This window comes from Borborobacter arsenicus (assembly GCF_003934165.1).
Taxonomy (GTDB): Bacteria; Pseudomonadota; Alphaproteobacteria; order Rhizobiales; family Rhizobiaceae; genus Pseudaminobacter; species Pseudaminobacter arsenicus.
Genome location: NZ_RKST01000011.1, coordinates 29,766 through 52,138 on the forward strand (window position 1 = coordinate 29,766; position 22,373 = coordinate 52,138).

At 63.0% G+C, this 22,373-nt stretch carries 19 protein-coding genes; 12 read left to right on the forward strand and 7 right to left on the reverse strand.

All coding sequences use genetic code 11. The features are described from left to right. Nucleotide 1: 1 nt before the first annotated feature. The 3 genes from xdhA (at nt 2) to xdhC (ending at nt 4,920) form a co-directional block, all read left to right on the forward strand. Nucleotides 2–1,483, forward strand: coding sequence for a xanthine dehydrogenase small subunit (gene xdhA, locus EET67_RS14960; RefSeq protein ID WP_128627000.1), 1,482 nt, complete (start codon nt 2–4; stop codon nt 1,481–1,483). 10 nt (nt 1,484–1,493) lie between these two features. Further along, nucleotides 1,494–3,851, forward strand: a complete 2,358-nt coding sequence (gene xdhB / locus EET67_RS14965; protein WP_128627001.1) for a xanthine dehydrogenase molybdopterin binding subunit — start codon at nt 1,494–1,496, stop codon at nt 3,849–3,851. A gap of 244 nt (nt 3,852–4,095) precedes the next feature. Further along, nucleotides 4,096–4,920 carry a xanthine dehydrogenase accessory protein XdhC gene (gene xdhC, locus EET67_RS14975; protein ID WP_128627002.1) on the forward strand — a complete coding sequence of 275 codons (825 nt, stop codon included), beginning with the start codon at nt 4,096–4,098 and terminating at the stop codon, nt 4,918–4,920. Between the two features lie 100 nt (nt 4,921–5,020). On the opposite strand, the gene dps is transcribed toward xdhC, so the two are convergent. Together dps and EET67_RS14985 are read right to left on the reverse strand one after the other, a co-directional pair. Then, the gene (gene dps / locus EET67_RS14980; protein ID WP_128627003.1) at nt 5,021–5,509 is read right to left on the reverse strand and encodes a DNA starvation/stationary phase protection protein Dps; all 489 of its coding nucleotides are present in this window, start codon (nt 5,507–5,509) and stop codon (nt 5,021–5,023) included. A gap of 149 nt (nt 5,510–5,658) precedes the next feature. Then, nucleotides 5,659–6,579, reverse strand: a complete 921-nt coding sequence (locus EET67_RS14985; RefSeq protein ID WP_128627004.1) for a LysR family transcriptional regulator — start codon at nt 6,577–6,579, stop codon at nt 5,659–5,661. A 135-nt stretch (nt 6,580–6,714) separates the two neighbouring features. Here EET67_RS14985 and EET67_RS14990 point away from each other — a divergent pair, with 135 nt between their 5' ends. Genes EET67_RS14990 through EET67_RS15000 form a run of 3 tightly spaced genes read left to right on the forward strand, consistent with a single transcriptional unit; the run spans nt 6,715 to nt 10,584 of the window. Next, on the forward strand, nt 6,715–7,935 hold the full coding sequence (locus tag EET67_RS14990; protein WP_128627005.1) for a urate hydroxylase PuuD: 1,221 nt from the start codon (nt 6,715–6,717) through the stop codon (nt 7,933–7,935). After that, entirely contained in the window at nt 7,932–9,260 is a 1,329-nt protein-coding gene (gene guaD, locus EET67_RS14995; RefSeq protein ID WP_128627006.1) for a guanine deaminase, read from the forward strand. The genes EET67_RS14990 and guaD overlap by 4 nt, the downstream gene beginning before the upstream one ends. Nucleotides 9,261–9,318: 58 nt before the next feature. Beyond that, the gene (locus tag EET67_RS15000; RefSeq protein WP_128627007.1) at nt 9,319–10,584 is read left to right on the forward strand and encodes a glycerate kinase type-2 family protein; all 1,266 of its coding nucleotides are present in this window, start codon (nt 9,319–9,321) and stop codon (nt 10,582–10,584) included. Nucleotides 10,585–10,588: 4 nt separating this feature from the next. Here the strand turns inward: EET67_RS15000 and EET67_RS15005 are convergent, their stop codons facing one another. The 4 genes from EET67_RS15005 to EET67_RS15020 all read right to left on the reverse strand — a co-directional run bounded on the left by EET67_RS15005 (nt 10,589) and on the right by EET67_RS15020 (nt 15,648). Beyond that, nucleotides 10,589–11,974 carry a glutamine synthetase family protein gene (locus EET67_RS15005; RefSeq protein ID WP_128627008.1) on the reverse strand — a complete coding sequence of 462 codons (1,386 nt, stop codon included), beginning with the start codon at nt 11,972–11,974 and terminating at the stop codon, nt 10,589–10,591. Between the two features lie 106 nt (nt 11,975–12,080). Then, nucleotides 12,081–13,463 carry an aspartate aminotransferase family protein gene (locus tag EET67_RS15010; protein ID WP_128627009.1) on the reverse strand — a complete coding sequence of 461 codons (1,383 nt, stop codon included), beginning with the start codon at nt 13,461–13,463 and terminating at the stop codon, nt 12,081–12,083. 78 nt (nt 13,464–13,541) lie between these two features. Continuing rightward, nucleotides 13,542–14,516: a WD40 repeat domain-containing protein gene (locus EET67_RS15015; protein WP_128627010.1), complete on the reverse strand. Its 975-nt coding sequence runs from the start codon at nt 14,514–14,516 to the stop codon at nt 13,542–13,544. Between the two features lie 67 nt (nt 14,517–14,583). Next, on the reverse strand, nt 14,584–15,648 hold the full coding sequence (locus EET67_RS15020) for a CobW family GTP-binding protein (RefSeq protein ID WP_128627011.1): 1,065 nt from the start codon (nt 15,646–15,648) through the stop codon (nt 14,584–14,586). 246 nt (nt 15,649–15,894) lie between these two features. On the opposite strand from EET67_RS15020, the gene EET67_RS15025 reads away from it, so the two are divergent. From EET67_RS15025 to EET67_RS15045, 5 genes are all read left to right on the forward strand, one after another. Beyond that, the gene (locus tag EET67_RS15025) at nt 15,895–16,386 is read left to right on the forward strand and encodes a MarR family winged helix-turn-helix transcriptional regulator (protein ID WP_128627012.1); all 492 of its coding nucleotides are present in this window, start codon (nt 15,895–15,897) and stop codon (nt 16,384–16,386) included. 107 nt (nt 16,387–16,493) lie between these two features. Then, entirely contained in the window at nt 16,494–17,435 is a 942-nt protein-coding gene (locus EET67_RS15030) for a DMT family transporter (protein ID WP_128627013.1), read from the forward strand. 65 nt (nt 17,436–17,500) lie between these two features. Further along, complete coding sequence (locus tag EET67_RS15035) at nt 17,501–18,523, forward strand: LacI family DNA-binding transcriptional regulator (RefSeq protein ID WP_128627014.1); 1,023 nt, start codon at nt 17,501–17,503, stop codon at nt 18,521–18,523. Next, on the forward strand, nt 18,520–19,509 hold the full coding sequence (locus tag EET67_RS15040) for a 2-hydroxyacid dehydrogenase (protein ID WP_128627015.1): 990 nt from the start codon (nt 18,520–18,522) through the stop codon (nt 19,507–19,509). The genes EET67_RS15035 and EET67_RS15040 overlap by 4 nt, the downstream gene beginning before the upstream one ends. 193 nt (nt 19,510–19,702) lie before the next feature. Next, nucleotides 19,703–20,113, forward strand: coding sequence for a hypothetical protein (locus EET67_RS15045; protein WP_128627016.1), 411 nt, complete (start codon nt 19,703–19,705; stop codon nt 20,111–20,113). A 1-nt stretch (nt 20,114) separates the two neighbouring features. On the opposite strand, the gene EET67_RS15050 is transcribed toward EET67_RS15045, so the two are convergent. Beyond that, nucleotides 20,115–20,888 carry a gamma-glutamyl-gamma-aminobutyrate hydrolase family protein gene (locus EET67_RS15050; protein WP_128627172.1) on the reverse strand — a complete coding sequence of 258 codons (774 nt, stop codon included), beginning with the start codon at nt 20,886–20,888 and terminating at the stop codon, nt 20,115–20,117. A gap of 282 nt (nt 20,889–21,170) precedes the next feature. On the opposite strand from EET67_RS15050, the gene EET67_RS15055 reads away from it, so the two are divergent. Beyond that, nucleotides 21,171–22,277: a TRAP transporter substrate-binding protein gene (locus tag EET67_RS15055; protein ID WP_128627017.1), complete on the forward strand. Its 1,107-nt coding sequence runs from the start codon at nt 21,171–21,173 to the stop codon at nt 22,275–22,277. The last annotated feature ends 96 nt before the right edge of the window (nt 22,278–22,373 follow it).

Genomic DNA, 22,373 nt, shown 5'->3' on the forward strand with positions numbered 1-22,373 from the left:
CATGAGTATGGCCGCGATACGCAACGAAATCCGCTTCATCCTCAATGGCGAGGATGTCGCGCTGGCCGATGTCGCTCCCGACGAGACGCTGCTGGATTATCTGCGCTTGCGCCGCAGCCTGCGCGGCAGCAAGGAAGGTTGCGCCGAAGGCGATTGCGGTGCCTGCACGGTGCTGGTCGGACGGCTTTCGGGCGGAAAGCTCGTCTATGAAGGCGTCAATGCCTGTATCCGTTTCACCGGCTCGCTCGACGGCTGCCATGTGGTGACGGTGGAGCATCTGGGCGACGGCAGCGGCAAGCTGCACCCGGTGCAGCAGGCGATGGTGGATTTCCATGGCTCGCAATGCGGCTTCTGCACGCCGGGCTTCGTGATGTCGCTTTATGCGCTGTGGATGCGCGAGCCGAAGCCCTCCGATGCGGCGATCGAAAAGGCGCTGCAGGGCAATCTGTGCCGCTGCACCGGCTATGAGCCGATCATCCGCGCCGCCCGCGGGATCTCGGACTATGGTAAGGTGGCGCAAGACCCGTTGAAGCGCGAGCGTGAAAGCATCGTCGCGCGGCTGGCGGCGATGAATGACGGCGCCCGCGTCGAGATCAATATAGACGGGAAGCGCCTGCTGGTGCCGGCAAGCGTGGACGATCTTGCCGCAATCCTGGAGGCTGAGCCGAAGGCGACGATCGTTGCCGGCTCCACCGATGTCGGGCTGTGGGTGACGAAGTTCATGCGCGAGATTTCGCCGGTGGTGTTCATCGGCCATCTCGATGAGTTGAAGAGCGTTTCGGAAGAAGACGGCGTCATCACGATCGGCGCGGGCGTGACCTACAGCGAGGCATTTGCGACGCTTTCGAAGCGCATTCCGGCGCTTGGGCCACTGATCGACCGGATTGGTGGCGAGCAGGTGCGCAATATGGGCACGATCGGCGGCAACATCGCTAATGGCTCGCCGATCGGCGACACGCCGCCGCCCTTCATTGCGCTCGGTGCGACGCTGACGCTGCGCAAGGGCACCGCGCGGCGCACGATCCCGCTGGAAGAATTCTTCATCGCCTATGGCAAGCAGGACCGGCAGCCGGGTGAATTCGTGGAAGCGGTGCATGTGCCGGTGCCGGCCAGGGGCAGCCATTTTTCCGTCTACAAGATCACCAAGCGGCGCGACGAGGACATCACGGCAACGCTCGGAGCCTTCAACCTGACGCTCGGTGCGGATGGCACGGTTGCCTCCATCCGCATCGCCTATGGCGGCATGGCGGCGACGCCGAAGCGGGCAAAGGCGGTGGAGAAGGCGCTGCTGGGGCGTAAATGGACGCAAGCAACCGTGGAAGCCGCGCTCGACGCCTATGGCGAGGATTTCACGCCGCTCTCCGACATGCGCGCGACAGCGGAGTATCGCATGCTCGCCTCGCGTAACCTGCTGCTGCGCTTCCTTGCCGAGACGCAGGGCGGCACCGCGCCGCTGCAGATATCCCGGCATGAGGCGGCATGAAGGAATGGCCATGACCAAGCACACGCCCAATCTCAAGGCAGAGAAGATCCTCGGCGGGGTTGCCACCTCGCAGCGGCACGATTCGGCGCATAAGCACGTCACCGGCACGGCGGTATATATCGACGACATGGCCGAACCTGCCGGCACGCTGCATGCTTGCCTCGGTCTCTCCACGGTTCCCCACGGCAAAATACGCGCGATGGACCTTGCTGCGGTGCGGGCGGCTCCCGGCGTGGTCGATGTGCTGACCGCTGCCGATGTGCCCGGCGAGAACGATATTTCGCCCACCGGCCTGCATGACGAGCCGGTTCTGGCTGAGGGCAAGGTGCAGTTCCACGGCCAGCCGATCTTTGCCGTGATCGCCGAAACGCGCGAACAGGCACGGCGCGCCTGCAAGCTGGCGAAGATCGACTATGAGGAACTGCCCTTCGTGACCGATATCGGTGGGCTTGACCCGCTGAAGGACAAGCTCGTCACCAAGCCGCTGCGGCTTCAGCGCGGCGATGCCAAGGAGGCGATCGGCAAGGCGCCGCGCCGCATCACCGGCAAGATGCGGGTCGGCGGCCAGGACCATTTCTATCTGGAAGGCCATATCGCGCTTGCCATTCCGGGCGAGGACCACGATGTCACCGTCTATTCCTCTACCCAACATCCGAGCGAAGTGCAGCACATGGTTTCGCATGCGCTCGGCGTCTCGTCCCATGCCGTCACGGTCGAAGTGCGGCGCATGGGCGGCGGCTTCGGCGGCAAGGAAACCCAGTCCAACCAGTTCGCCGCCATTGCGGCGATCGCGGCCAAGAAGCTGAAACGCGCGGTCAAGCTGCGGCCCGATCGCGACGACGACATGACCGCGACCGGCAAGCGCCACGACTTCGTCATCGACTACGACGTCGGCTTTGACGATGAGGGCAATATACTCGGTGTCGACTTTATCTTTGGGGCGCGCTGCGGCTTCTCGGCCGACCTGTCGGGCGCGGTGACCGACCGGGCGCTTTTCCACTGCGATAACACCTATTACTGGCCGGCGGTGAATGCCGTATCGGCGCCGCTTTACACCAACACCGTGTCCAATACGGCGTTCCGCGGCTTCGGCGGGCCGCAGGGCATGGTCGGGGCCGAACGTGTCATTGATGAGGTGGCGTTCGCTACGGCCAAGGACCCGCTCGAAATCCGCAAGAAGAATTTCTACGGCCCAAGTGGTGACAAGAAGGGCGACCGCAATGTGACGCCCTATCACCAGACGGTGGAAGACAACATCATCCAGCGCATCGTCGCCGATCTGGAAAAGAGCGCGGACTATGCCGGCCGGCGGCGCGAGATCGCGGCCTTCAATGCCAATAGCCGCATCATCAAGCGCGGTATCGCCATGACGCCGGTGAAGTTCGGCATCTCGTTCACCGCCACGCAGTTCAACCAGGCCGGCGCACTGGTGCATGTCTATACGGACGGCTCGGTGCATCTCAACCATGGCGGCACCGAGATGGGGCAGGGGCTCTATGTCAAGGTGGCGCAGGTGGTGGCCGAGGAATTCCAGATCGACATCGACCGGGTGAAGATCACCGCCACCACCACCGGCAAGGTGCCCAATACGTCTGCCACGGCGGCCTCGTCGGGGTCCGACCTCAACGGCATGGCGGCGCAGAATGCGGCCCGCCAGATCAAGGACCGGCTGATCGATTTCGCCGCCGAGGCGCATCAGGTGGCGAAGGACCAGGTGATCTTCCTGCCCAACCGGGTGCGCATCGGCAATGAGGAAATCTCCTTTGCCGCACTGGTGCGCCAGGCCTACAACGCCCGCATTCAGCTTTCGGCAGCCGGCTTCTACAAAACGCCGAAAATCCATTGGGACCGCGACAAGGGCCGCGGTCATCCGTTCTATTATTTCGCCTATGGCGCGGCCTGTTCAGAGGTTTCGGTCGATACGCTGACCGGCGAATATGTGATCGAGCGCACCGACATATTGCACGAGACCGGCCGGTCGCTGAACCGGGCGATCGATATCGGCCAGATCGAGGGCGGTTTCGTGCAGGGCGCCGGCTGGCTGACGACGGAAGAACTGGTCTGGGACGACAAGGGCAGGCTGCGCACCCATGCGCCCTCGACTTACAAGATCCCGCTCGCCTCCGACCGGCCGAAGATATTCAACGTCACGCTGGCCGACTGGTCGGAAAATGCCGAGCCGGCCGTGCACCGCTCCAAGGCGGTGGGCGAGCCGCCATTCCCGCTCGGCATGTCGGTGCTGCATGCGCTGTCGGATGCGGTGGCAAGTGTCGCCGACCACAAGATCTGCCCGCGTCTCGACGCACCGGCAACGCCCGAGCGGGTGCTGATGACGATCGAGCGGGTGAAGGCCGAGGCGGCGAAATAGCGGGACGGGCAACAAACAACTATATTCGTGAAATGGCATCGCTCCTTCTCGCGCCCCTCTGGTCTGCCGGCCATCACCCCCTCAAGGGGGGAGATCAGCAGCTTCAATCTCTCCGTTTCTCCTGCAACCTTGCAGATTGGGGAAGGCATAGCCGACAGATGATCTCCCCCCTTGAGGGGGTGATGGCCGGCAGGCCAGAGGGGGGTGTGAAGGAGCGCATGATTTCCCGGCAGGCGAGGCTATCATGACCTCGCCCACTGAGGAGCTGAAAGACTTCATCGAAGCGCAGGCGCCGGTGGCGCTGGTGGAGGTGGCGGAGGCGAAGGGCTCGACCCCGCGCGAAAGTGGTGCGAGCATGCTGGTTTCCCACGAGCGGATCCACGGCACGATCGGCGGCGGGCAACTTGAATTCATGGCAATCCATCGCGCACGTGAATTGCTGCGCGACGGCGCATTGCGCGCGGGGCTCGACATTCCGCTCGGGCCGGAAATCGGCCAGTGCTGCGGCGGCCGCGTCGCGCTTGCCATCCGCCTTGTCGACGATGCGTTGAAGGCCGATCTAATCGCGCAGGCCCGGCGGGAAGACCGGGCGCGTCCGCATGTCTATGTCTTCGGCGGCGGGCATGTCGGCACGGCCCTTGCGGCTGCCTTCTCGCTGCTGCCGGTGCATGTGCAGGTGGTGGAAACGCGCGCCGATGCGCTGGAGGGCATGCCGGCGGCGGTAGACAAAAAGCTGACGCCAGTGCCCGAGGAAGTGGTGCGTGAGGCGCCGCCGGCTTCGGCCTTCGTCGTGCTGACCCATGACCACGCGCTGGATTTCCTGATCGTCGGCGAGGCGCTGAAGCGCGGGGATGCCGCCTATGTCGGCATGATCGGCTCGAAGACCAAGAAGGCCACCTGCCGCAGCTGGTATCTCAAGACCGCCGGCGGCACCGAGGCCGAGTTCGCTCGTCTGATCACGCCGATCGGTGGCGAGGCGGTGAGGGACAAGCGGCCGGCGGTGATTGCCGCGCTGGCCGCTGCCGAAATCATGACGGCGCTTGCGGCGAGAACCCTGGCACCGCGCTAGAGCCGTCTGATGTAGATGGAACCGAAAACGGCTGTAAGCTATTATTTTTACGCATTTCCGGACGCAAAACCGCGTCACACTTTTGCTGGAAATGCTCCAATCACTCCTTTTCCTGGATATGGGCTTCCAGGAACCACAGCGACTTGTCGAGCGCACGCGAATAGGCGGTGAAGATGTCGGCGGTGTCGGCGTCTCCTGCCTCGTCTGCCTCATCGATGGCCGCGCGCGCAAGCCTGGCGGCATCGGCATAGCGGTCGATGAGGGCGGCCAGATGATCCTTGGTCTTGAAGATGTCGGTCGGGTAGGGCTTGAGCTGCGTCGCCTCGGCCACTGTCTGGGTAGTGCCCACCGCCGTCCCGCCCAACTGCACGGCGCGCTCGGCGATGGTGTCCACATGGGTGTCGAGCTCGGTGCGGAAAGTGTCGAGCATCTCATGGATGGCGATGAATTGCGGACCCTTGACGTTCCAATGCGCCTGCTTGGTGATGAGCGCCAGGTCGATGGCATCGGCCAGCCGGGCATTGAGGACTTCGATCGAAACCTTCTTGGCGTTTGATTTGAGATCGTTGCGGGTTGAGTGAGTGGTCATGCAAAACTCCTTGAAAAAAGCTCTCCTCGCCGGAGCATGATCTTTCTCGAAAACCGGTCCCCACATGCTCAGGCCGTCAGTGGACGCAAGGGTGCGCCCGCCCATGCCAACAACATGGGTCGCCGGATTTGGTTCCTCAACCCATGCGGCTATTTGCCTGCCAGGATTTCGCGGATAAGTCGTTGGCAGCGCTCGGCCATAAAATCGAGCAGCAGGCGCACTTTCGGGTCCTGCAGCTTCTTGTGCGGATAGATTGCGGCAAGCTGGATCGGGGTAGGCGGGGTGTCGGGAAGGAGGATGCGGAACCGGCCCTCCCGCAGATAGGGCTCGATCTCGAAGCGCGGCTTGTTGACGATGCCGCGGCCCGACAGCGCCCAGCCGGTCAGCACGTCGCCATCGTCGGAATCGAACGGGCCGTGGACCTCGAATTTCATCGGGCCGGTGGGCGTCGTCAGCATCCAGAAATGCTCGCGCATGCCGGGAAAGCGCAGCATCAGGCAATCGTGGCGCTTGTCGATCAGTTCCTGCGGCGTCTGCGGTGTGCCGCGCCGTTCCAGATAGTCGGGCGAGGCCACCAGCACGCGCTCGCACTCCATCAGGCCGCGCATGCGCAGGCTGGAATCCTCCAGGAGGCCCAGCCGGAAGGCGACGTCGATGCCCTCCTTCATGATGTCGACATTGTGGTCGGAAAGCCTGAGCCGCACCTCGATATCGGGATATTTGTCGTGGAATTCCGGGATGCCGGAGGCGATCAGCCGGCGGCCCAGGCCGAGTGGGGCGGTGACCCTGATGGTGCCGCGCGGCTGGCCGGAAAGAGCGCTGACGGCTGCCTCCGCCTCGATGACGGCGTCGAGAATCTGCTTGGCGCCGGTGTAGAAGACCGTGCCGTGCTCGGTCGGCATCAACTGCCGTGTGGTACGGTTGAACAGCCGCACGCCGAGATGCTTTTCAAGTTCCTTGATGCGGTTTGACGCCACCGCCGGCGAGATGCGCATATCGCGGCCGGCTGCCGACAGATTGCCCAGTTCGACGACGCGGACGAAAACGGCGATATTATCGAGATAAGCCATGCGTATCCGTCGCTGCGTAGGCTGAGTGGGAGCGACGCTAGCATTTTACATTTTTTTTTGAAAGTCATCGCCTGCATCCCCTCTTTTCGTTTGAACGGAAGGACTTAAAGTCGGCTGCTGGCAGAGAGGGTAGCAATGACTGATTTCGCGATTTTCTGGGACTGGCTGAGCTTTGGCGTGCGCTGGGCGCATGTCATCACAGGCATCGCTTGGATCGGCTCGTCCTTTTATTTCATCGCGCTCGATCTCGGCCTGCGGCAGCGCCCCGGCCTGCCGAAAGGCGCCTATGGCGAGGAATGGCAGGTCCATGGCGGCGGGTTCTATAATATCCAGAAATATCTGGTGGCGCCCGAACAGATGCCGGAACACCTGACCTGGTTCAAATGGGAGGCCTATACGACCTGGCTGACCGGTTTTGCGCTGCTGGCGATCATCTATTATGCCGGCGCCGACCTGTTTTTGATCGACCGCAACGTGCTCGACGTCTCGGCGCCGGTCGCCATCCTGATCTCGCTGGCGTCGCTGGGGCTCGGCTGGCTGATCTACGATCTCCTGTGCAAGTCGCCGCTGGGCAAGAACGACACCACGCTGATGCTGGTGCTCTATGCCGTACTGGTGGCGATCGCCTGGGGCTATACGCAGCTTTTCACCGGCCGCGCCGCCTTCCTGCATCTGGGCGCCTTCACCGCCACCATCATGTCGGCCAATGTGTTCCTGGTCATCATCCCCAACCAGAAGATCGTGGTCGCCGACCTGATTGCCGGGCGCACGCCCGACGCCAAATATGGCCGCATCGCCAAGACGCGCTCGCTGCACAACAACTATCTGACGCTGCCGGTGCTGTTCCTGATGCTGTCGAACCACTATCCGCTGGCGTTCGGCACTCAATTCAATTGGGTCATCGCCTCGCTGGTTTTCATCATCGGCGTGCTGATCCGCCACTATTTCAACACCACGCATGCCCGCAAGGGTAACCCGACCTGGACCTGGCTCGCCGCGCTGGTGCTGTTCATCGTGGTGATCTGGCTGTCGACCGTGCCCAAGGTGCTGGTGGGCGAGGAGCAGGCGGCTTCCGCCGGCAGCGAGATGTTCGTGGCCTCGGCGCATTTCCTGGCCGTGCGCGACACGGTTCTCGGCCGTTGCTCGATGTGCCATGCGGCCGAGCCTGCCTATGAGGGCATCTATCACGCGCCAAAAGGTGTCATGCTGGAAAACGACGCGGAAATCGCTGCCCATGCCCGCGAGATCTACCTGCAGGCGGGCCGCAGCCACGCCATGCCGCCGGGCAATGTCACGCAGATCACCCCGCAGGAACGCGCGCTGCTGGTGACCTGGTATGAGGGGGTGGGAAAATGACGAACGCTTCGACCGCTACCCTCCTGCGCGGGCGCACGCTCACTTTCCGGCGCTGGCCCGACAGTGTCGACGACCATGGCGCCTATGTCTATGAGGAGGATGGCGGGCTGCTGATGCGCGACGGGCGCATCATTGCCGCCGGCAGCTATGCCGAGATCGCGGCGCAAGCCGGCGTGGGCGTGGAGACGATCGACCACCGGCCGCACCTGCTGCTGCCCGGCTTCATCGACGCGCATGTGCATGTCCCGCAGATGCAGGTAATCGCCTCCTATGGCGCCGAACTGCTGGACTGGCTGAATAACTACACTTTCCCCGAAGAATCGAAATTCAACGATGCGCAGCATGGCAGGCGCATTGCGCGGTTGTTCGTGGATGAAATGCTGCGCCACGGCACGACGACAGTCGCAGCCTATTGCTCGGTGCACAAGCAGTCGGCCGAAGCCTTCTTTGCCGAGACGCATGAGCGAAACCTGCTGACCATTGCCGGCAAGGTGATGATGGACCGCAACGCGCCGGACACCGTGCTGGACACGCCGCAATCGAGCTATGACGATACCAAGGCGCTGATTGCGGAATGGCATGGCAAGGGCAGGCAGCTTTATGCGATCACGCCGCGCTTTGCCATCACCTCCTCGCCCGAGCAGATGGAGGCCGCAGGCGCTTTGGCAAGTGAGTTTCCCGCTCTGCATGTGCAGACGCATCTGTCGGAAAACCATGCCGAGATCGCGCTCACGCGGGAGCTTTATCCCTGGTCGAAGGACTATACCGACATTTACGCCCATTACGGCCTGTTGGGGGCCAAGACGCTGCTCGGCCATTGCATCCATCTTTGCGAGCGTGAGGCAGACGTGCTGTCGGAGACCGGCGCGGTCGCGGTGTTCTGCCCCACTTCCAACCTGTTTCTCGGCTCTGGCCTGTTCGACTACCAGCGCTACCGCCGGCGGGAAAAGCCACTACGTATCGCGGCGGCGAGCGATGTGGGGGGCGGCACCAATTATTCCATGCTGCGCACCATGGATGAGGGCTACAAGGTGATTGCGCTCAATGGCGAGAAGCTCAACCCCTTCGCCTCCTTCTGGCAGATGACGCGCGGCAATGCCGAGGCGCTATCGGTGACGGATCGGGTGGGAACGCTGGATGCCGGGACAGAGGCCGATATCGTAGTGCTGGATTCGCGCGCGACGCCTGCCATGCGGCTGAGGATGGAGACGGTGGAAACGCTTGCCGAGGAACTGTTCCTCATCCAGACGCTTGGCGACGACCGCGCTATTCGCGAGGTTTATGTGGCTGGAAGGGCAGCGAAAAGCACGATTGCCACTTCCTGAGCGGTGTTGCACGTCATAGAACGGTGTCGATCCGCAACCTCGTATCCAACCGGTTGACATGACGCAGATTGACCCCAGGCCATTCCTTACCTCGATCTTCGACGCGGCTGTCGCTGCCGCCGATCCGGAACTGACGATAGCGAAACATCTTCCCGAACGGCCGAAGGGCCGCACGGTCGTGATCGGCGCGGGAAAGGGGGCGGCGCAGATGGCGGCGGCCTTCGAGAAGGCTTGGGATGGGCCGTTGGAAGGGGTGATCGTCACGCGCTACGGCTATGGTGCGAAGTGCGAGCGCCTGCGCGTGCTGGAGGCGGCCCACCCGGTTCCGGACGAGGCGGGGCTGGCGGCATCGAAAGCCTTGCTGGAAGCCGTCTCCAGGCTCACCGAAAATGACCTGGTGGTAGCGCTGGTGTCGGGCGGCGGCTCGGCGCTGCTGCCCTCACCTCCAGCCGGGCTGACGCTGATCGACGAGATCGCCGTCAATGAGGCGCTGCTGGCTTCCGGCGCACCGATCTCGGCGATGAATACGGTGCGCAAGCATGTCTCGACCATCAAGGGCGGCAGGCTGGCGGCCGCCGCCTGGCCGGCGCGCGTGGTGTCGCTGATCGTTTCCGATATTCCCGGCGACAATCCGGCGCTGGTCGCCTCCGGGCCGACCGTGCCCGATGGCAGTTCACGCGAGGATGCGCTGCGCATTGTCTCCATCTACGGCATGAAGCTGCCGGAACGGGTGATGGCGCATCTGGGTTCGCCGCAGGCGGATGCCCCGCGTCCGGACGACGAGCGCTTCGCCCGCAACGAGGTGCGACTGATTGCGTCCGCGGCCGTGTCGCTGGAGGCTGCCGTGGCCGAGGCGCGCCGGCAGGGTATCGAGGCCGTCATCCTGTCGGATTCGATCGAAGGCGAGGCGCGCAATGTCGGCTCGGTTCATGCCGCGATCGCGCGCGAAGTGGCAGGCCGAGACCGGCCATTTGCCAAGCCGGTGCTGATCCTTTCGGGCGGCGAGACCACGGTGACGCTGCGCGCAAAGGGCAAGGGCGGCCGCAACAGCGAGTTTCTGCTGGCCTTCGCGCTCGGCATCGATGGTGTTGCCGGTATCGATGCATTGGCCGCCGATACCGACGGCATCGATGGTTCGGAAGACAATGCCGGCGCCTTTGCCGATGGCATGACGGTGGCGCGCATGCGTGCCACCGGCATCGATGCCAAGGCCATGCTTGCCGGCAACAATGCCTGGACCGCGTTCAATGCGGTGGGGGGGTTGTTCGTGCCTGGCCCGACCGGCACCAATGTCAATGATCTCAGGGCGATATTGGTGCGGTAGGTGGCTACACCTCGTGCAGATAAAGGTGATAGTCGAGTTCGCTCACCGTGCGCGCCACGCGCAGCAATTCGGCATATTTGATCGCGGTGAATGTGCGGTGCAGATCTTCGCCGAGTGCATGTTTGAGAAATTCGGATGCCTTTGCCGCTTCGATCGCCTGGCGCCAATCGGCCGGCATGGAATGGTCGGTGTTGCCCTGCTCATAGCCGTTGCCGGTCGTTTCCGGGCCGGGGTCGAACTGTTCGGCAAGGCCCTTGGAGATGGCGGCAAGCACGGTGGTGGCGACCAGATAAGGGTTGGCGTCCACGCCGGAGGGGCGATGCTCGATGCGCCGGTTATTCGTATCGCCGGCCGGCACGCGCAGCGCGACCGAACGGTTGTTGACACCCCAGGTCGCTGCAATCGGCGCATAGGATTGCGACACGAAGCGCCGCCAGGAATTGGCGTGCGGGGCAAAGACCAGCATGGATTCGGCCATGGTGCCGGCAAGCCCGCCAAGCGCATGCAGCAGCGTTGGCGACCATGTGCCTTGCTGCGCTTCGGCAAAGACATTGTTGCCGGCATCGTCCTGCAGCGAAACGTGCAGATGCATGCCGGAGCCGGCATATTTTTCGATCGGCTTGGCCATGAAGCAGGCGGTGACGCCGTGGCGGCGGGCCTGCGCCCGCACGATCCGCTTGAGCATGATGAGGTCGTCGGCGGCCTGCAAAATGTCCTTGCGATAGTGCAGCGTAAGTTCGTATTGGCCGGGAGCATATTCCGAAATCACCGTCTCGGCCGGAATGTCCTGCGCCCTTGCAGCGGCGTAGATGTCGGAAAACAGCGGCTCCATGCCATGCAGGTGGTCGACCGAATAGACCTCGGTCTTGCCGCTGCTGCGCCCGTCGAGCACGGCATTGGCCGGCTGGACGCGGCCTTCGGCGTCGCGTTCACCGGCGAGCAGGAAAAATTCGAGCTCGAAGGCGCCGGCCGGATGAAGGCCCTTGGCCGCAAGCACCTCGACCTGGCGGACCAGCGCCAGGCGCGGGTCCGAAGTCATCGGTGCGCCGTCGAGATGGAACATCGACATCAGCACCTGTCCGCGCGGCGGATTGGTGCCATGGAGGGGCTTCAACGTGAAGGGGATCGGCCAGGCGCGCAGATCGCCGTCGCCCTGGTCCCAGATCAGGCCGGTTTCGTGCACATCCTCGCCGGTGATGTCGAGGCCGAGAATGGAGATCGGCAGGTGCCGGCCGCCCTTGTATAGGCCTATCAGTTCGTGGCGGCGGATGATCTTGCCGCGGCCGATGCCGTTGACGTCGATCAGCACGATGTCGAAGGCTTCGATTTCCGGATGCGCCTCCAGAAAGGCCTTTGCCTCGTCAATGGTCGAGCCGGAAGGTGAGATCATGGTTGAATGCTCTTATCACGAAATGTGGTCACACCCCCCTCTGCCCTACCGGGCATCTCCCCCTCAAGGGGGGAGATTAGCAGTTTCGAGGGGGTGCCAAGATCCATCACGCTGCAAGTCTCCCGGCAATGTCGCTGAAGGCAGCCACAAGGCGGTCGACATGGTGTTTCTTCGTGGCCGGCGAAATCAGCATCATATTGTGGAAGGGCGCAATCAGCACGCAGCGATTGACCAGCGCGACATGGATGGCTGCTTCAAGCTCTGGCGCGTGGGCGGCCATGGCCTCGCTGCCGTTCTTCAGCGGTCCGGACGCGCAGATGAACTCGACCCGCGCGCCGACGCGGGCGACATGCCAGGGCAGGCTGTGGCGGGCGATCGCCGCTTCCAGCCCATCGGCGAGGCGGGCGGCGAGCTTTTCCATATGGGCGTAATTTTCCTCGGTCATGACCTCCTCCAGCGTGGCGCGCATGGCGGCAAACTGGAGCGGATTGGCCGAGAGCGTGGTGCCGATGCCGGAATAGCCGGGCTCCTTGGCGCGGTTGTAAGCGGCAAAACGGGTGGCGACCTCCTCGCTCATGCCCCAGACGCTGGCGGGAACGCCGCCGGCAACCGGTTTGCCGAGCACGAAAAGATCGGGCTCCAGGCCATGCTTGCGCGTATAGCCGCCTGGGCCGGTGGAGATGGTGTGCGTCTCGTCGATGAGAAGCAGCGTACCTGCGGCGCGGGTGAGGCTGCGCACGCCCTCGAGGAAACCGGGCTGTGGCAGAACCATGCAGCAATTGGTCAGCACCGGCTCGGTGATGACGCAGGCAACATCGCCATGTGCCAACTCGGCTTCGAGGGCGGCGAGATCGTTGAACTCGACGATGCGCGTATTCTGTGTGAGGTCGCGGAACTCGCCGGCAAGCCCCGCCTTATTGGCCGGTTTGCCGTCGAGAAGGCGAACGAACGTCTCGTCCACTGCGCCGTGATAGCAGCCGTTGAAGACGAGGATCTTTTCACGCCCGGTGATCGCGCGGGCAACGCGCAGGGCGAAGCGGTTGGCGTCGGAGGCGGTGGTGGCGATCTGCCAATGAGGCAGGTCGAAGCGCTGCGCCAGCAATTCGCCGAGCCCAAGTGCGTCTGGCGACGGTAGCATATAGGTCAAGCCCCGGCGGCTCTGGCGGCGGATGGCACGCGCGACCGGATCGGGCGAATGGCCGAACATCGAGCCGGTATCGCCGAGGCAGAAATCGGCAAGCCTGTTGCCGTCGACATCGGTAATGGTGGCGCCCTTGGCTTTCTCGACCAATATAGGGAAGGGCGTCGGCCAATCCTGCATCCAGTGCATCGGCACGCCGCCGAAGAAACCGGCAAGGCCATTGCCGAGGGCGGCTTGTGACTTCGGCCGCGCCGCGCGGAAGGCCTCTGCTTCCTGCGCCCGGATTTCGTCTATTCGCGCCAGACCGACGCCGCCCTGTGTCGCGGCCCTGCCGTTTGATGTCGCCAAGATTGCCTGCCTGACTGCCGATTGCGCGCGATTCGTAGCCTGCCGCCCAGGGGCAGGCAATGGTGCCTCCGGAAGGTGTCAGCCGGTGAGGTCGATCACGCCGCAATCGCCAGCCTCGCAGCCGAAGGCGATGCGGCGTTCCTCCTCGTCCCAGGCCATGGCGGTGATGGCGCCCTTGCCGGGGCGGCGCAGCAATACTTCCTTCTGGTCGGAGAAACGGACGGCAAGCACCATGCCGTCATTATAGCCGATGGCGACGATCTCCTCGCTCGGGTGGCAGGAAACGCAGGTGACGGCGGCATTGCCGCGCGTGCCGAGTTCCAGCGGCGCCTTGCCCATCGGCCCGTCCTTGGCCTGGAACGGCCAGACGATGGCTGCCGGGGAGCCGGAACTTGCCAGCCATCTGCCCTTGGCGCTCCAGGACAGGCTCTTGACCTTCATCGGATAGCCGCTCATGCGCATGTGCTTGCCGTCTGCCAGCTTCCAGCCATGCAGGGCGTTTTCCTGCATGGTGGTGACGACGAAATTGCCGTCGGGCGAAAATGTAATGCCGGTATGCGCGCCCGCCCATTCCAGTTCCAGCGGCTTGCCCTCGGTCGCCGGGAAATGCAGCGTCGCGCCATTGTAGCGGGCGACGCCGAAGCGCATGCCCTTCGGCGCGAAGGCCAGGCCCTCGACCGAGCGCGGATGGGCGAATTCCTTGATCTTGCCATCGCCGAAGCGGACATGGGCGATCTTGCCGGTGGCAAAGGCGATTGCGCCTTGCGGCCCGATTGCCACGGCAGTGACCCACTTCCGGCCAATCTCGGCCAGTGCCTCGGTCTCGGCGTTCGCGCCAAGCGCGCAGACCTTGCCGTCCTCACCGCCGGTGATCAGCCGGCGCTGTGCAGTATCGAAGGTGGCGCAAAGCAGTCCGTCATGCAGCTCGGTCCATTTATGGCCATGGTCGAGGCGATGGACGACGCCATCGGCAAGCGCGAAATAAGGCACGCCTCCGATGAACGCCGTGGCGATGCAGTGGCCTTCGAGATCAAGAGGGGCGACTGTGGGCATAGGGTCGAAACTTCCGATAAAAAGGGGTGCTTATCCGACCCTATCCACACAAGCAAGAATGGCGGTCCTACGCCGCCTGGCAGGCGTCGAAGCTGTTCTTCAGCCGTTCGGCATCGAGTTCGCGGCCGATGAAGACAAGACGGCTTTCGTGCTTCTCGCCCTCCTTCCAGGCACGCTGGTGGTCGCCCTCGACGATCATGTGGACGCCCTGGACGACATAACGTTCCGGATCGTCCTTGAAGGCGATGATGCCTTTGAGGCGCAGGATGTTGGGTCCCTCAAGCTGGGTGATCTTCTCGATCCAGGGGAAGAATTTCTTCGGGTCCATTTCCGCGCCGCGCAGCGAAACCGACTGCACCGTCACGTCATGGATCGCGGAGGCTTCGCCATGGTCGTGATCATGGTGGCGATGATCATGGTGATGGTGGTGGTCGTGATCGCAGTCGGGACCGCATTCATGGTCATGGTCGTGATCATGCGCTTCGAGGAAATGCGGGTCGTTCTCCAGTGCGCGCGACAGGTCGAAGGCGCCGCGATCGAGCACTTCCCTGAGGTCGACGCCCGAACGCTGGGTGCGATGGATCCTGGCTGCCGGATTGATGGCGCGCACGGTCGCTTCCACCTCGCGCAGTTCCTCTTCCGTCACCAGATCCGTCTTGTTGAGCACCACGACATCGGCGAAGGCGATCTGGTCTTCCGCCTCGCGGCTGTCCTTCAGGCGCAGCGGTAGATGCTTGGCATCGACAAGGGCAACCACGGCGTCGAGCTTGGTTTTGGAGCGCACATCGTCGTCCATGAAGAAGGTCTGCGCCACTGGCACGGGGTCGGCAAGGCCGGTCGTTTCCACCACGATGGCGTCGAAGCGGCCGGGGCGGCGCATCAGGCCCTCGACCACGCGGATCAGGTCGCCGCGCACGGTGCAGCACACGCAGCCATTGTTCATCTCGTAGATTTCCTCGTCGGATTCCACGATCAGATCGTTGTCGATGCCGATCTCGCCGAACTCGTTGACAATGACGGCATAGCGCTTGCCGTGGTTTTCGGAGAGGATGCGGTTCAGCAGCGTCGTCTTGCCGGAGCCGAGATAGCCGGTCAGCACGGTGACGGGGATTTGCGTTTGTGCGTCGCTCATGATGCGCCTCGTATGGGGATTGGTTGCCTCCATATAGGACGGCGAATCCTGTTTTGCACGCGGCAATGGCGGCGTTTTGCGGTAGCGACACCGGGGCCATGGCTCACAATTTTAGTTTGTCATCTAAATGAAATATGTATCTGGCATGACTGCCCTGGCGCGGGCCGAGGGCGATTTCATTTGCCAAGGGTTCCACCGCGCCTATTCTGCGTCGAGAGATCGGTGCGGCCAGGAGTTGAATGAGCGATGGCCAAGGCAGACAGAAGTGCAACTATGAGCCGGCTGCAATCGGCGGCCCGGGCATCGCGCACCGCATTGGCGGCGCGGCTGCTGACGCATGGCTTTTATGCCGGCCAGGACCAGATCATGCTGGCGCTCAGCGCAGAGGACGGCCAGACGCCGGGGCAACTGGCCACCAGGCTCGGCGTGCGCCCGCCGACGATCACCAAGACCATAAACCGCCTGCAGGCGCAGGGCTTCCTCGACAAGCGCACCTCGGAAGCGGATGCACGACAGGCGCATATCTTTCTCAGCGATAGCGGGCGCGAAACGATCCGCGCCATCGAGAAATCGGTGCGCAAGACCGAAAAGCTCGCCTTTCGCGGCCTCGACAAGAAAGATCAGAAGATGCTGGCGAAGCTGCTTTCGCGGATCGAGGCCAATCTCTGCGGCCCCGCCACGACGGTGGAAGCCGAGGACGAAATTGAGGCCGAACCGCACGAACAGATGCAGCAGTGAACGGTTCGGGCAGGACAATTGTCCCTGGACCAGTGTTTTCCGGCTTGCGCGTGCCGGATCGGTGGCCGACAACCGGTTGACCAAATCACCCCACTGGTTGGCCAATCGTGAACGCATCTTCCCCCCACTCCGAGTCCGCGACGCCGGCTTCGGCGATCCTGATGGTATTCGCCTCGGGCATGCTGTTTTCCTGCCTGGACACCAGCGCGAAATATCTCGTGCTGTCGGGCATGGACACGCGGTTCATTTCCTGGGCGCGCTTTGCCAGCCATACGGTCCTTGTCCTTATCCTGTTCAAGAGCTGGAGCAATCCGGCGATGTTCAAGGTCGCCAGCCTGCCGCGCCAATTGCTGCGCGGCGTCTTCCTGTTCGGCTCGACCTATTTCAATTTCGAGGCGCTGCGGACGCTGCAACTGGCGGAAACGACGTCCATCTATTTCTTTGCCCCGATGGTCATCACCGCGCTTGCCGGTCCGCTTCTGGGAGAATGGGCCGGATGGCGGCGGTGGCTGGCGATCGTCGTCGGATTCGTCGGCGTGCTCGTCATCACAAGGCCGGGGGCCTCCGCCCTGCAGATCGGCCATATCCACGCTTTGACGGCGATGGTGAGCTATTGCCTCTATGTCATCATGACAAGGCATATGAGTTCGACCGAGACGGCCGAAAGCCTGATCTTCTATTCCGCGCTTGCCCCGGCCTTGCTGATGCTGCCGGTGGCGCCCTATACGGCCTCCGTGCCGCCGTCCGCGCTGCATTGGGCTCTTCTTCTCGCCCTTGGCTTCTTCGGCGGCTTTGGCCACTGGCTGCTGATCAAGGCCTATCGGCAGGCAACCGCAACGGCGCTCGCGCCCTATCCCTATCTGCAGATGGTGTGGATGATCGGCTTCGGCTATGTGGTCTTCAGCCAGTTTCCCGACGGCTGGACCCTGCTAGGCGCCGGCATCATCGTGGCCAGCGGGCTCTATATCGTCCATCGCGAGCACAGGCTGAGGCTGAAAAACCGGAGCCTGCCCAATGCCGAGGAAGAGCAACTGGCAAAAAGGCTTTGATTCCCCTGCGTTCGATGGCATAAGCCGATTTAAACAGTTTAAATCGACGGGCCCCGGAGGACGCTCTGGCACAGAAGATAAAGCTTTCCACCATTGCCGACGCGCTTGGCGTCTCGACCGCCACAGTGTCGCTGGCGCTACGTGACAGTCCGCTGGTTGCAGGCACCACGCGCGACCGCATCAAGGAACATGCCCGCGCCATCGGCTATATCTACAATCGCCGTGCGGCCAGCCTGAGGACGTCGCGTTCCGGTATTGTCGGCGTCGTCGTCCACGACATCATGAACCCGTTCTTTGCCGAGATTCTTCGCTCGATCGAAAGCGAACTCGACCGCAGCCGGCAAACCTTTATCCTTTCCAACCATTACGACCAGTTGGAAAAGCAGCGCACCTTCATCGACACGCTGCTGCAACTGGGTGCGGATGGGGTGATCATGTCGCCGGCGATCGGCACGCCGGCCGAAGACATTATAATGGCCGAGGGCAACGGCCTTCCGGCAGTGCTGATCGCACGTACCGTGGAAGGGGCGAATGTGCCGGTCTTTCGCGGCGACGATGCCTATGGAACCGGGCTTGCCACCAATCACCTGATTTCGCTCGGGCACAAGCGCATCGCCATGATCGGCGGCACCAACCAGACCTCGACAGGGCGCGACCGCTATCAGGGCTATGTGACGGCGATGGAAAAGGCCGGGCTGGAGGTGAGGCCGTCATGGCGCATTCCCGGGCCGCGCACCAAGCAGGCCGGCTTCGAGGCGGCGGGGCAGTTTCTCGCGCTCAAGGACAAGCCGACCGCTGCCGTCTGCTGGAACGATCTGGTCGCCATCGGCCTGATGAACGGCATCGCCCGCGCCGGATTGGTGCCGGGGGTCGACATTTCGGTCACCGGCTATGACGATCTGGAGGAGGCGGCCATCGCCACGCCGGCGCTGACCACGGTGTGGAACGGCCAGCGCGAAGTGGGCCGGCGTGCCGCCAGCGCCCTACTCGACAAGCTGAACGGCCAGGCTGTGCGGCCCTCGCAGGAGTTGATCCGGCCGGAACTCCATGTGCGCCAATCAACGGGCCGGCCGGTGGAAAGAGCATGAACGACAAGACTTCTCCCGTCACGATCCTGGTTCCGGGCAGGTTGCACCCGCGCGCGGTGGAGCGCGTCGACAAGGCCTTCCGTATGATCCGGATCGAGCGGGTGGACCCGGCACTGCTGACCGACGAGATCAGGCGCGATGTGCGCGGCATCGCCACCGCCGGCTTCCTGGAGCCGATGGGGCCAGCCTTCATCGATGCGCTGCCGAAGCTGGAGATCGTCTCGGCCTTCGGTGTCGGCTATGATTCGATCGATGCGCGCCATGCCGGCACAAGGGGCGTGATGGTCACCAACACGCCTGACGTGCTGACCGAGGAAGTGGCCGACACGACTGTCGGGCTGCTGATCAATACGGTGCGCGAGCTTCCGCGAGCCGAGGCTTGGCTGCGCGCCGGGCGCTGGCAACGTGACGGCAACTATCCGCTGACGCCGGCGACGCTGCGCGGCCGAAGGATCGGCATTTTCGGCCTCGGCCGGATCGGGCTTGCGATTGCGCGCCGGCTTGAGGCTTTCGGCCTTTCGATCGCCTATCACAATCGGCGCCCGGTGCAAGGTGTTGCCTATCCCTATCATGGGACGCTGCTGGAACTTGCCGCCAATGTCGACACGCTGATCTGCGTGGTGCCGGGCGGCGCGGCGACGCAAAAGATAATCGACGCCTCCGTGCTTTCGGCGCTGGGGGCCGACGGCGTGCTGATCAATGTCGGCCGTGGCAGCACGGTCGACCATGATGCGCTGGTGCAGGCGCTGAGCGACGGTACGATCAGGGCGGCCGGGCTCGACGTGTTCCCCGACGAGCCGAATGTCCCTGCCGGCCTCACCGACCTGCCCAATGCGGTTCTGCTGCCGCATGTCGCCTCGGCCTCGGTGCATACCAGAAATGCCATGGCCGATCTGGTGGCCGACAATCTTGTTGCATGGTTCTCGGAAGGCAAAGCGCTGACGCCCGTTGCCGAAACCGCCAAGGTCGTGGCTGGTCAGCGATAGCTGCCTTTAGAGCAGCGGGCGTTCTGACGAACGCGACCCCGTTGCTCCGCCTCGGTTTCTTTAGCCGCATTTGTGCAACGCCAGACGATTCCGTCTGGCTGCAAAATGCTTTAGTCGAAAGTCATGCTTAACGCGCCCTTAACAATGAGGGTTAATGATCTCCTTCGTCGGCAAACCGCAAAGGAGAACAGTCATGCGGCTTTCGCGAACCGTCATGCTTGCGGCGGCGCTTGTCGCCGGCGCGTGGTTGCTGAGTGAGGGAAATGGTGATCAGACTGCCGATGCCCTGGTCGTCGCCACGGCAGGGCAGGGCGCCTGGGACGAGACGTTCCGGCTGACCGCCAATGGCGATGAGGCATCCTGCGCCGTCACCCGGCACGGCTCGGTTTCAGATGGCCGGTCGGAATTGGTTCTCGAACCGCATTGCATGGACATATTGCCGGCAATGGCGCAGGCGAAGTTCTGGCAGGAAGAAGCCGATGGCTCAGTGATCTTCACCGAAAACGGCGTCGATCCGATCGTCACCTTTGCCGTGGGCGATGGCGTTGCCTTCGAATCGATCCAGCCGCAGGCGCCGCTTATCTCGCTTGCTGCCGTCGAATAAATTATTCGGCGGCGTTGCGCGCGGCTGATTTCGCGGCGGCGTGGAGCCGCACGGCATCGCCGAAGGCTGAAAAGATGCGAGCCGACACGCTATCGGTCTTCACCCAATATTCGGGATGCCACTGGACCCCCACGGCGAAGGCACGCGCACCCCTGGCCGATACGGCCTCTACCGTGCCGTCCTCGGCGACGGCCTCGACCTGGAGTTTCGAGCCGAGCCGGTCGATGCCCTGGCGGTGGACCGAATTGACCATGACATCGCCGGCGCCGAATATGCCGGCAAGGCAACTGCCGGGCTTGATCGAGATGGACTGGCGGATGGCGAAGCGCTCGTCCTGATCGCTGCTGACCGGGGCGCGGTGGTCGAGCGCGCCTTCACGCTCCTGGATCTCGGTCGCCAGCGTGCCGCCCAGCGCCACATTCATTTCCTGGATGCCGCGGCAGATGGCAAGCAGCGGCACGCCGTGCTCGATCGCCCTGCGGATGAGCGGCAGGGTCGTGGCGTCGCGATCCGGATCGTAAGGCCCGTTGGCCTCGCTGGCATCGCCGCCGTAAAGCGAGGGGTGGACATTGGATTTCGAGCCGGTGACCATGACGCCATCGACCGATGCCAAAAGCTGGTCGAGATCGAGCCGGTCGCCGAAATTGGGGACGAGCACCGGAAACACGCCGGACCCGGCGATCGCCGCTTCAAGATACTGATTTGGCGCGGCGTGCCAGGTGTAGTTTTCAAACTGTTTGACATCCGTCGAGACGGCGACGAGTGGCTGGTGCATTTGCGATGCTTTCAGGTTTGGCTGGAACTGTTCTTCTCTAAAATAGGCGATGTTCGGATCGCTTTCCAACAGAGTTTCCGGCACGTCGGCAAATACGCTTAGACTATAGTTTTAAGCATGCCGGAAGCGGCGATTTTTAGGCCATGGAAGGTGCCTTGTTTGGCTCCTCAGTGCTGGACTTGAATTTGCGGGTGTGTATTGTTTCGCCGGTGTTAACGCTGGAAAGCCAGATTTTTCAATGCTGTCTGGCTCCGTCCTGATCCAAAGGGAGGAAATTTTTTCATGGATCGTCGTTCATTTATCAGCAAGGCCGGACTGGCCGGAGCCGGGGCCGTTGCGGCCACGACGCTGGCCGCGCCGGCGATCGCCCAATCCAACCCGAAAATCACCTGGCGGCTCGCCTCTTCCTTCCCGAAATCGCTCGATACGATCTATGGCGGCGCCGATACGCTGTCGAAATATGTATCGGAAGCGACCGACGGCAATTTCACCATCCAGCCCTTTGCCGGCGGCGAGATCGTGCCGGGCCTGCAGGCAGCCGACGCGGCGGCGGCAGGCACCGTCGAAATGGCCCACACGGTCGGTTATTATTACTGGGGCAAGGACCCGGCATGGGCACTCGGCTCGGCCGTGCCGTTCTCGCTCAACGCGCGCGGCATGAATGCCTGGCTCTATCAGGGCGGCGGCAACGACCTTTACAATGAATTCCTGGACAAGCAGGGCCTTTACGGCCTGCCTGGCGGCAATACCGGCGTGCAGATGGGCGGCTGGTTCCGCAAGGAAATCAATACGGTCGAGGACCTCAAGGGCCTCAAGTTCCGCGTCGGCGGCTTTGCCGGCAAGGTGCTGGAGAAACTGGGCGTGGTACCGCAGCAGCTTGCCGGCGGCGATATCTATCCCGCATTGGAAAAAGGCACGCTGGACGCCGCCGAGTGGGTCGGCCCCTATGACGACGAGAAGCTCGGCTTCCAGAAGGTCGCGCCCTATTACTACTATCCGGGCTGGTGGGAAGGTGGCCCGACCGTCCATTTCATGTTCAACAAGGCGAAGTGGGAAGAGCTGCCGACCGGCTACAAGGCGCTGCTGAAGGTTGCGGCGCAGGCGACCGACGCCAACATGCTGCAGAAATACGACTATCTGAATCCGACCGCGATCAAGTCGCTGGTTGCCAATGGCGCCCAGCTGCGGCCGTTCAGCCAGGAGATCCTGTCGGCCTGTTTCGATGCGACCAATGAGGTCTATGCCGAAATGGAAGCGAGCAATGCTGCTTTCAAGAAAATCTGGGATTCCATCAAGGCGTTCCGCAAGGATCACTTCCTGTGGGCACAGATCGGCGAATACAATTACGACACCTTCATGATGATCCAGCAGCGCAACAACAAGCTCTGATCTGAAGAGCGCGCGAATAAGAAAAACCCGGAGGCTTGGCCTCCGGGTTTTTTTGTTGGATTGAGAAAGGCCGAAGCCGATCAACGGCCCGTTGCC

Bases quoted from the DNA above. Each gene is read 5' to 3' on its own strand.
- xdhA (WP_128627000.1), top strand. From the start codon at position 2: ATGAGTATGGCCGCGATACGCAACGAAATCCGCTTCATCCTCAATGGC.
- xdhB (WP_128627001.1), top strand. From the start codon at position 1,494: ATGACCAAGCACACGCCCAATCTCAAGGCAGAGAAGATCCTCGGCGGG.
- xdhC (WP_128627002.1), top strand. From the start codon at position 4,096: ATGACCTCGCCCACTGAGGAGCTGAAAGACTTCATCGAAGCGCAGGCG.
- dps (WP_128627003.1), bottom strand. From the start codon at position 5,509: ATGACCACTCACTCAACCCGCAACGATCTCAAATCAAACGCCAAGAAG.
- EET67_RS14985 (WP_128627004.1), bottom strand. From the start codon at position 6,579: ATGGCTTATCTCGATAATATCGCCGTTTTCGTCCGCGTCGTCGAACTG.
- EET67_RS14990 (WP_128627005.1), top strand. From the start codon at position 6,715: ATGACTGATTTCGCGATTTTCTGGGACTGGCTGAGCTTTGGCGTGCGC.
- guaD (WP_128627006.1), top strand. From the start codon at position 7,932: ATGACGAACGCTTCGACCGCTACCCTCCTGCGCGGGCGCACGCTCACT.
- EET67_RS15000 (WP_128627007.1), top strand. From the start codon at position 9,319: ATGACGCAGATTGACCCCAGGCCATTCCTTACCTCGATCTTCGACGCG.
- EET67_RS15005 (WP_128627008.1), bottom strand. From the start codon at position 11,974: ATGATCTCACCTTCCGGCTCGACCATTGACGAGGCAAAGGCCTTTCTG.
- EET67_RS15015 (WP_128627010.1), bottom strand. From the start codon at position 14,516: ATGCCCACAGTCGCCCCTCTTGATCTCGAAGGCCACTGCATCGCCACG.
- EET67_RS15020 (WP_128627011.1), bottom strand. From the start codon at position 15,648: ATGAGCGACGCACAAACGCAAATCCCCGTCACCGTGCTGACCGGCTAT.
- EET67_RS15025 (WP_128627012.1), top strand. From the start codon at position 15,895: ATGGCCAAGGCAGACAGAAGTGCAACTATGAGCCGGCTGCAATCGGCG.
- EET67_RS15040 (WP_128627015.1), top strand. From the start codon at position 18,520: ATGAACGACAAGACTTCTCCCGTCACGATCCTGGTTCCGGGCAGGTTG.
- EET67_RS15045 (WP_128627016.1), top strand. From the start codon at position 19,703: ATGCGGCTTTCGCGAACCGTCATGCTTGCGGCGGCGCTTGTCGCCGGC.
- EET67_RS15050 (WP_128627172.1), bottom strand. From the start codon at position 20,888: ATGCACCAGCCACTCGTCGCCGTCTCGACGGATGTCAAACAGTTTGAA.
- EET67_RS15055 (WP_128627017.1), top strand. From the start codon at position 21,171: ATGGATCGTCGTTCATTTATCAGCAAGGCCGGACTGGCCGGAGCCGGG.